Source organism: Pseudonocardia oroxyli, assembly GCF_900102195.1.
In the GTDB taxonomy this organism is placed as follows: domain Bacteria; phylum Actinomycetota; class Actinomycetes; order Mycobacteriales; family Pseudonocardiaceae; genus Pseudonocardia; species Pseudonocardia oroxyli.
Genome location: NZ_FNBE01000008.1, coordinates 254680 through 262529 on the forward strand (window position 1 = coordinate 254680; position 7850 = coordinate 262529).

General features: G+C 68.5%; 5 protein-coding genes. All 5 read left to right on the forward strand.

The window, feature by feature from the left end:
• Window positions 1-125: 125 nt before the first annotated feature.
• Window positions 126-980: a mycofactocin-coupled SDR family oxidoreductase gene (locus tag BLS43_RS14645; protein ID WP_093084205.1), complete on the forward strand. Its 855-nt coding sequence runs from the start codon at window positions 126-128 to the stop codon at window positions 978-980.
• 150 nt (window positions 981-1130) lie between these two features.
• Window positions 1131-2726 (forward strand): flavin-containing monooxygenase, encoded by a 1596-nt coding sequence (locus tag BLS43_RS14650; RefSeq protein ID WP_093084208.1) that lies wholly within the window; start codon window positions 1131-1133, stop codon window positions 2724-2726.
• 93 nt (window positions 2727-2819) lie between these two features.
• Window positions 2820-3590: an alpha/beta hydrolase fold domain-containing protein gene (locus BLS43_RS14655; RefSeq protein ID WP_093084211.1), complete on the forward strand. Its 771-nt coding sequence runs from the start codon at window positions 2820-2822 to the stop codon at window positions 3588-3590.
• 190 nt (window positions 3591-3780) lie between these two features.
• Window positions 3781-7275 (forward strand): indolepyruvate ferredoxin oxidoreductase family protein, encoded by a 3495-nt coding sequence (locus tag BLS43_RS14660; protein WP_093084214.1) that lies wholly within the window; start codon window positions 3781-3783, stop codon window positions 7273-7275.
• Between the two features lie 77 nt (window positions 7276-7352).
• The coding region (locus tag BLS43_RS14665) for an AAA family ATPase (protein WP_281245836.1) at window positions 7353-7850 on the forward strand (498 nt) is incomplete at its 3' end.

Genomic DNA, 7850 nt, shown 5'->3' on the forward strand with positions numbered 1-7850 from the left:
CGCGATGGGTGACTCGATGCCCTCGCGGCGCTCCCGGGCGATCCCGCGATGACCTTCCCCCGACGACGACGTCGTCGTCGTCGTGGACCACGGATACACGATCCTCTCAGGAACGGGAGACCACGATGGGAAAGCTGGACGGCAAGGTCGCGCTGGTCACCGGCGCGGCGCGAGGCCAGGGCCGGTCACACGCACTGAAGCTGGCAGAGGAGGGTGCCGACGTCATCGCGGTGGACGTGTGCGCCCAGATCGACGGCGTGCCCTACCCGATGAGCACTCCCGAGGACCTGGCCGAGACGGTCAAGAGCGTCGAGGCGCTGGACCGGCGGATCGTCGCCCGCGAGGCCGACGTCCGGGACTACACGCACCTGGAGTCGGCGGTCGCCGAGGGCATCGCCGAACTCGGGCGGATCGACATCGTGGTCGCCAATGCGGCGATCGGCACCATGGGTCCGGTCTGGGAGATCACCCCGGAGCAGTGGCGGCAGACGGTCGAGGTGGACCTGAACGGAGTTTTCCACACGGTCCGCGTGGCGCTGCCCGCGATGATGGAGCAGGATCAGGGCGGCTCGCTGATCCTCATCAGCTCGAACGCCGGGCTCGCGGCCTTCCCCAATCTCGCGCACTACACCGCCGCCAAGCACGGCGTCACCGGCCTGGCCCGCTCGCTGGCGATCGAGCTCGCCCCGCACCACATCCGGGCGAACTCGATCCACCCGACCACGGTGGACACGGCGATGGTGCACAACACGGCGTTCTACGAGCTGGCCGGGGTCGAGACCCGGGAACAGGCTGCCGGGGTCTTCATCAACCTCAACGCGCTGCCCATCCCGTGGATCGAGCCCCGGGACATCAGCAACGCGGTGGCGTGGCTGGCCTCTGACGACTCGCGCTACGTGACGGGCGTGGCGCTGCCGATCGACGCCGGTGGCCTGATGCCGTACCGGATCCCGCACCAGGTACCCGTGGCCGGGGGATGAACGCCGACCCTTTGGACCATTCATCCGGCCGGCCGCGCGGCTTCTGTGCCGTCAGCCGATGCGTGGACGACAGGCACCGCCATTGAATGAACCCCAGAAGGTCCCCGACGGACCGCTCCCGCCGAGTCGCCGCCCTACCGAGAAGAGTCGATGATGACCTCCGCCACCTCCGCGATCGAACACTCGTCGCCGACGGGCGACGTCCCCGCGATGGAACGTGTCGATGTCCTCATCATCGGGGCCGGCCTGTCCGGCATCGGAGCGGCGGTGTCGCTGAAGAAGGAGCACCCCGAGCGTAGCTTCCTGATCGTCGAGGCGCACGAGAGCTTCGGCGGGACCTGGTGGACGCATCGCTACCCGGGAGCGCGCTCCGACAGCGACCTGCACACCTTCGGATACTCCTTCAAGCCGTGGGAGGGCGCGACGATCGCTTCGGCGGGTCAGATCCTGGACTACCTCGCCACGGTGGTCCAGGAGTACGACCTGGAGCGCGACATGCGGCTGCGGCACCGCGTGAGCGAGGCGACGTGGTCGAGCGCGGACGCCTCGTGGACGGTCGTCGCGACCCGTACCGACACCGGTGAGACCGTGCACATCGCGGCCCGCTTCCTGTGGATGAACCAGGGCTACTACGACCACGCGAACGGCTATCGGCCAGACTGGGCGGGCCTCGAACTGTTCGACGGCGACGTCGTCCATCCCCAGCACTGGCCCGACGATCTCGACGTCAGCGGCAAGCACGTGATCGTGATCGGCTCGGGAGCGACCGCCGCCAGCCTGATACCGGCGCTGACCGACACCGCGGGCCACGTGACGATGCTGCAACGTTCGCCTACCTACTTCACGAGCCGACCGAGGACCCACGAACTGGCCGTGACGCTCGCCAAGCTCGACGTGCCCGCCGCGTGGCAGCACGAGATCATGCGCAGACAGTTCATCGCGGACCGCGCCGAGCTGATCGCGATGTCCGTGGACCGCAACGAGGACCTCCGTACCCTCCTCATCGAGGAGGCGCGTCGTCAGCTCCCGGCAGGCTACGACGTGGAACGTCATTTCGCACCGCGTTACCGCCCGCTCCAGCAACGCACCGCTGCCGTTCCCGACGGGGACCTGTTCGCCACCATCCGCGAGGGCAGGGCGAGCGTCGTCACCGACACGATCGACCACTTCGACAAGTCCGGGATCGTGCTCACGTCGGGGGAGCACCTGGACGCCGATGTCGTCGTCACCGCCACCGGTCTCGTGGTGAGCCTGTTCGGTGGCATCGACTTCGCCGTGGACGGTACCCGGATCGATCCCTCCGAACAGGTGACCTACCGCGGCCTGATGATCACCGAGCTGCCGAACTTCGCCTACACGTTCGGCTACTTCCGGTGGAGCTGGACACTGCGCGCCGAGCTCGTCGCAGGGTTCGTCAACCGGCTCCTCACCCACCTCGACCGGACCGGCGCGGAGTCGGTGGTGCCGAGGCTGCGGGCCGAGGACGCGGACATGCCGCTCCTGCCCTGGATCGACCCCGACAACGCCAACCCCGGCTACATGATGCGTTCCCAGTCGACCATGTACCGCCGCGGGGACCGCGAACCGTGGACCCATTTCAAGGAATACACGGAGGAACGCGAGAGCATCCCGGCGATCGACTTGAACGAGGGCGCTCTGTCCTACGGCTTCCGGCAGGTCCGGCCCGGGGCCCCCGAGTTCGCCTCCGTCTCTGCGTCCGCCTCCGCCTCGTCGGGCAACAACTGAGACCGCGTCCGCAGAGAAGGAGTCAGTCATGCCGGTGGACCCCGAGCTTGCTGCCGAGCGTGTGGCCGCGGCTGTGGTTGCCTCGCGGGCCTCATGGACGGTTTCCCTCGTGGAAGGCTCTGCGCCCGGTCTCGGCATGGATGCCAGTACGTGGTGTACTTCCACGGCGGTGGGTGGGTCGTCGGCGATCTCGACACCCACGACAACATCGCCCGCAACATTGCCCGCGGCAGCGACAGCGTCGTTGTGGCCGTCGACTACCGGCTTGCGCCCGAGGCGCCGTTCCCCGCCGCGGTCGACGATGCGATCGCCGCCGCGCGTGCCGTCGCCGCGTCGGTCGAGGAATGGGGCGGCACTGACGCAATGGCGGTCGCCGGCGACAGCGCCGGCGGAACCCTCGCGGCCGTGTGCGCACAGACACTCCACGGCGACGGAGTGCCGGTGGCCGGACAGTTGTTGATCCACCCCGCGACCGACCCCGCCGGGGACTACCCCTCGCGGACACACAACGCGCAGGGGTTCGGCTTCGAGGCGGCGACCAGCGACTGGTGCCTCGCCCAGTACGTAGCGGCAGACATTGATCCGACCGATCCCAGGTTCGCGCCCATTCATGCGCCGGACCTGCACGGACTTGCGCCGGCCGTGATCGCCACCGCAGGATTCGACGTGCTGCGCGACGACGGAGAGGCCTACACCCGGAAGCTGCGCGACGCCGGCGTGAGAGCGCACCACACCCGCTACGCCGGCCTCATCCACGGGTTCTTCGACCTCGACCGATGGTCCACCGCCGCCCGTACCGCCATCGACGAGATCACCGCGGACTTCGGAACGATCCTGCGGTCATCGCACGACCGGACTCTGTGACGGTCGCGGCGCAGCTGGAGACCCCGTCCAGCACGGCCCGACGGACCCGTCCCGCCGCTGACCGGGCTTCGTGATTATCACGAGTCAACAGGGTTTTGGGGCCGGCAGGTTCCAGGATAGTACCTATGGAGGAACGATCCGCGATGTCTCAGAGTGAGGACAGCCCCGACCACCGTGCACACGAGGACCGATGACGACTCCCACCACGATCTCCCCAAGCAGCGGCATGTCGCTGGACGACCGCTTCGACCTGCTCAATGGCGAGGCCCACCTCTCGGGCATCCAGGCCCTGGTCCGCCTGCCACTCGATCAACGTCGACTTGACCAGCGACGCGGTCTCGACATCGGCATCTTCGTCTCCGGTTACGAGGGCTCCCCGCTGGCCGGGCTGGACCTGCAGCTCTCCCGCCAGGCGACCCGACTCGTCGAGCACCGTGTCGTCTTTCAGCCCGGGGTGAACGAAGAGCTGGCCGCGAACGCGGTCCAGGGCTCTCAGCTCGCGTCCGCCTCGGCGGATCGGATCGGCGACGGCGTGGTCGGGATCTGGTACGGCAAGGCCCCCGGTTTAGATCGGGCCACCGACGCCATCCGGCACAGCAACCTGGGCGGCACCCACCGCAACGGCGGAGTCCTTGCCCTGGTCGGTGACGACTCCACAGCGAAATCCTCCACAGTCCCGAGCAGCTCCGAGCCCGCCATCGCCGAGATCGGCATGCCGTGCCTGTCCCCAGCCGACCCCCAGGAGATCCTTGATCTGGGCCTACACGGCATCGCGATGTCGCGGACGTGTGGTCTGTGGGTGGCGATGAAGTTGGCGACGAATGTCGTCGACGGGTCCGGTTCGGTGCAGCTCAGCTCCGCCCGCGTCATGCCGGTCAGCCCGGATACCACCTTCGACGGCGTCCCGTTCGCCCACGAACCCACCGGCGAACTCATCCAACCGACTCTCGGCAGGCTCGAGGCGACCCAGGTTCGCGAACGACTGGAGCTCGCCCGCCGGTACGCTGCTGGCAACGACCTGAACCGGATCATCGGCGACGATGCGGCCCGGATCGGGATCGTCTGCGCGGGCGCTACGTACCTCGACGTGCGACAGGCGTTGTCGGACATGGGGATCTCGGCGGACGGACTCAGCACGAGCGGGGTCCGCCTGCTCAAGCTCGGCATGGTCCATCCGCTCGAGCCGGGGGTGGTCGAGCGGTTCGCCGAGGGTCTGAACGAGATCGTCGTCGTCGAGGAGAAGAAGGCGTTCGTCGAGCCCGCGCTCAAGGACCTGCTCTACGGTCGGGCCGGCGCCCCGCGCATCGTCGGCAAGCGGGATGACAACGGCCGGGAGCTGTTCCGGGCGGACGGTGACCTGCCCGCCGACTACATCGCCGAGCGGCTTGCCCCTCGCATCCGCGACCTCGACGGCTCGCCCTCAGTCGGTGCGTGGTGGGACCAGCGACAGTCCGTCCGGCGCATGCCGACCCTGCTCCCCATCCTCCCCCGCAGGCCCTCTTTCTGCTCGGGGTGCCCGCACAACAGCTCCACCCAGGTGCCCGAAGGTGCGCTGGTAGGCGCCGGGATCGGCTGTCATGCCCTCGTGGCTCTCATGCCGGAGGACCGACGCGGCGACTCGATCGGACACAGCCAGATGGGCGGTGAGGGAGCCACCTGGATCGGCATGAGCCCGTTCGTCACCCGGAAGCACCTGTTTCAAAACCTGGGCGACGGCACCTACCACCACTCCGGCTCGTTGGCCGTCCGAGCGGCGATCGCGAGCGGCGCGAACATCACCTACAAACTCCTCTACAACGACGCCGTCGCCATGACCGGCGGGCAGCAGGCCGTCGGCAAGATGGCGGTTCCCGAGATCGTCGCCGAACTCCTGGCCGAGGGCATTACCCGGATCGTGATCACCAGCGACCAACCCAAACAGAGCCGTCGGGCATTCGGACGCCGACTGCCCGAGGGGCTGTCGATCCGGCACCGCGACGACCTGATCCCGGTGCAGGAGGAGCTCTCGCAGACCGCCGGGGTGTCCGTGTTGATTCACGAGCAGGAATGCGCCACCGAGCTCCGCCGCAAGCGCAAGCGCGGACTGGTCGAGGCTCCACCCCAGCGCATCTTCATCAACGAGCGGGTCTGTGAAGGCTGCGGGGACTGCGGCGACAAGTCGGGTTGTCTGTCTGTGCGCCCGACCGACACCGAGTTCGGCCGCAAGACCGAGATCCACCAGGCGTCCTGCAACCTGGACTTCTCCTGTGTGAAGGGCGACTGTCCGTCATTCGTCGAGGTGGTTCCATCGAAGTCGGCCAAGCGGCAGGTACCGCGGGTGCCGGTCACCGACCTGCCCGACCCGCAGCGGCGTGTCTCGGCTGACGAGTTCACGATGCGCATCACTGGGGTCGGCGGCACCGGAGTGGTGACCGTGGCACAGGTGCTCGCCGCGGCCGCCTCACACGCCGGGATGCAGGTGAAGGGTCTCGACCAGCTGGGTCTGGCCCAGAAGGGCGGCGCCGTCGTGTCCGACGTGCGCATGTCCACTACCGAGATCGTCGGTTCCAACAAGATCGGCTCCGGCGGCTGCGATCTCTATCTCGGCTGCGACGTCCTGGTCGCCGCTACCGACACCAACCTCGCCGTCATGGCCGCAGAGCGGACCTATGCCGTCGTCTCGACCTCGGTCACCCCGACCGGACGGATGGTGACCGACACGTCGGTGAGCTTCCCAGACCGGGGCGAGCTCATCGACCGCATCGAGTGGGCGGGCCCACGCCCGGAGAACGTCTTCGTCGACGCCCACGCCGCGACCGGCACGGTGGGGCTCGACGAGGACCAATACGACAACATCTTCTTGCTCGGCGTCGCGGTACAGGCGGGTGTCATCCCCCTTTCACCCGCGGACGTCGAGTGGGCGCTGGATCTCAACGGGGTCCAGGTCCAGCGCAACCTGACGGCGTTCCGACTCGGGCGACGCCACGTCGTCACCGGCGGGATCGTCGCCGATCAACTTGAGCGGACCACGAGCGACCGAGCGGCGCAGGTCGCCGCCGAGGTGCAGGCCCCTGCCGGGTCCGACCTTGAGTCCCTGGTTCGCCACCGGGTGGACGAGCTCATCGCCTACCAGAACGTGGCTTGGGCCCAGCGGTACGCGCGAGAGATCGAAACCGTCCGCGCCACCGAGGCCGCCGCGCTCGGCGACGACACCGCGGTGACCGAGGCCTACGCCCGCCATCTGTACAAGATCATGGCCTACAAGGACGAGTACGAGGTGGCGCGCCTGCACATCGACCCGGCCGCGGAGCGCAGGCTCACTGACGAGTTCGGCGCGGGAGCCCGCTACTCGATCCTGCTCCACCCGCCGATCCTGCGGGCCATGGGGCTCAAGCGAAAGATCCGGCTTCGCTCCTGGTGGGCTAAGCCGGTGCTGCGCACGCTGTATTCCCTGCGCCCGCTCCGCGGCACCCCGCTGGATCTCTTCGGTTACGACGAGGTGCGACGCGAGGAGCGCCGCCTGATCGACGACTACATCCACGCCATGACCATCGCGGTCTCGGCGCTGTCCCCCACCACCCGGGGCACCGTGCTCGAGCTGGCCGCCCTGCCGGACCTCGTCCGCGGGTACGAAGACATCAAGCTCGCCTCCCTCGCGAGGTACCGAACCCGCGAGGCCGAACTCCTCACTGAACTGGCTGGGTAGGGGGCCGACCACCAAGCCGCCCGAGCACCAACGCCTGCCAAACCGCGGTCCTCGTTGCGAGCAGGCACAACGACCGAGTGAGGAGAGTTGCTCCGATGACCACGAGTCCGCAGGTTATGAGATCGGCCGTCGAACGGGCGGTGGTCGGGCGGGAGCGCGAGCTGACGCTGGTGCTGGCGGCCGTGGCCGCGGGTCGGGACGTGTTGCTGGAGGGCCCGCCCGGCACGTCGAAGTCCACGATGCTGCGGGCGATCACCGAACACTGGGGCGTCCCCTTCATGCTGGTGGAGGGCAACGCCGAGCTCACCCCGGCCCGCCTGGTCGGGCACCACAACCCGGCCCGGGTGCTGGCCGAGGACTACTCCGCGGAGAACTTCGTGCCCGGCCCGCTCGTCGACGCGATGCAGTCCGGCGGGTTCCTCTACATCGAGGAGCTCAACCGGGCCCCCGAGGACACGCTCAACGTGCTGCTGGGCGCGTTGGCCGAGCGCGCGGTGACCGTGCCGCGGGTCGGGACCCTGCGGGCGGAGTCGACGTTCCGGGTGCTGGCCTCGATGAACCCGTTCGACAACGTC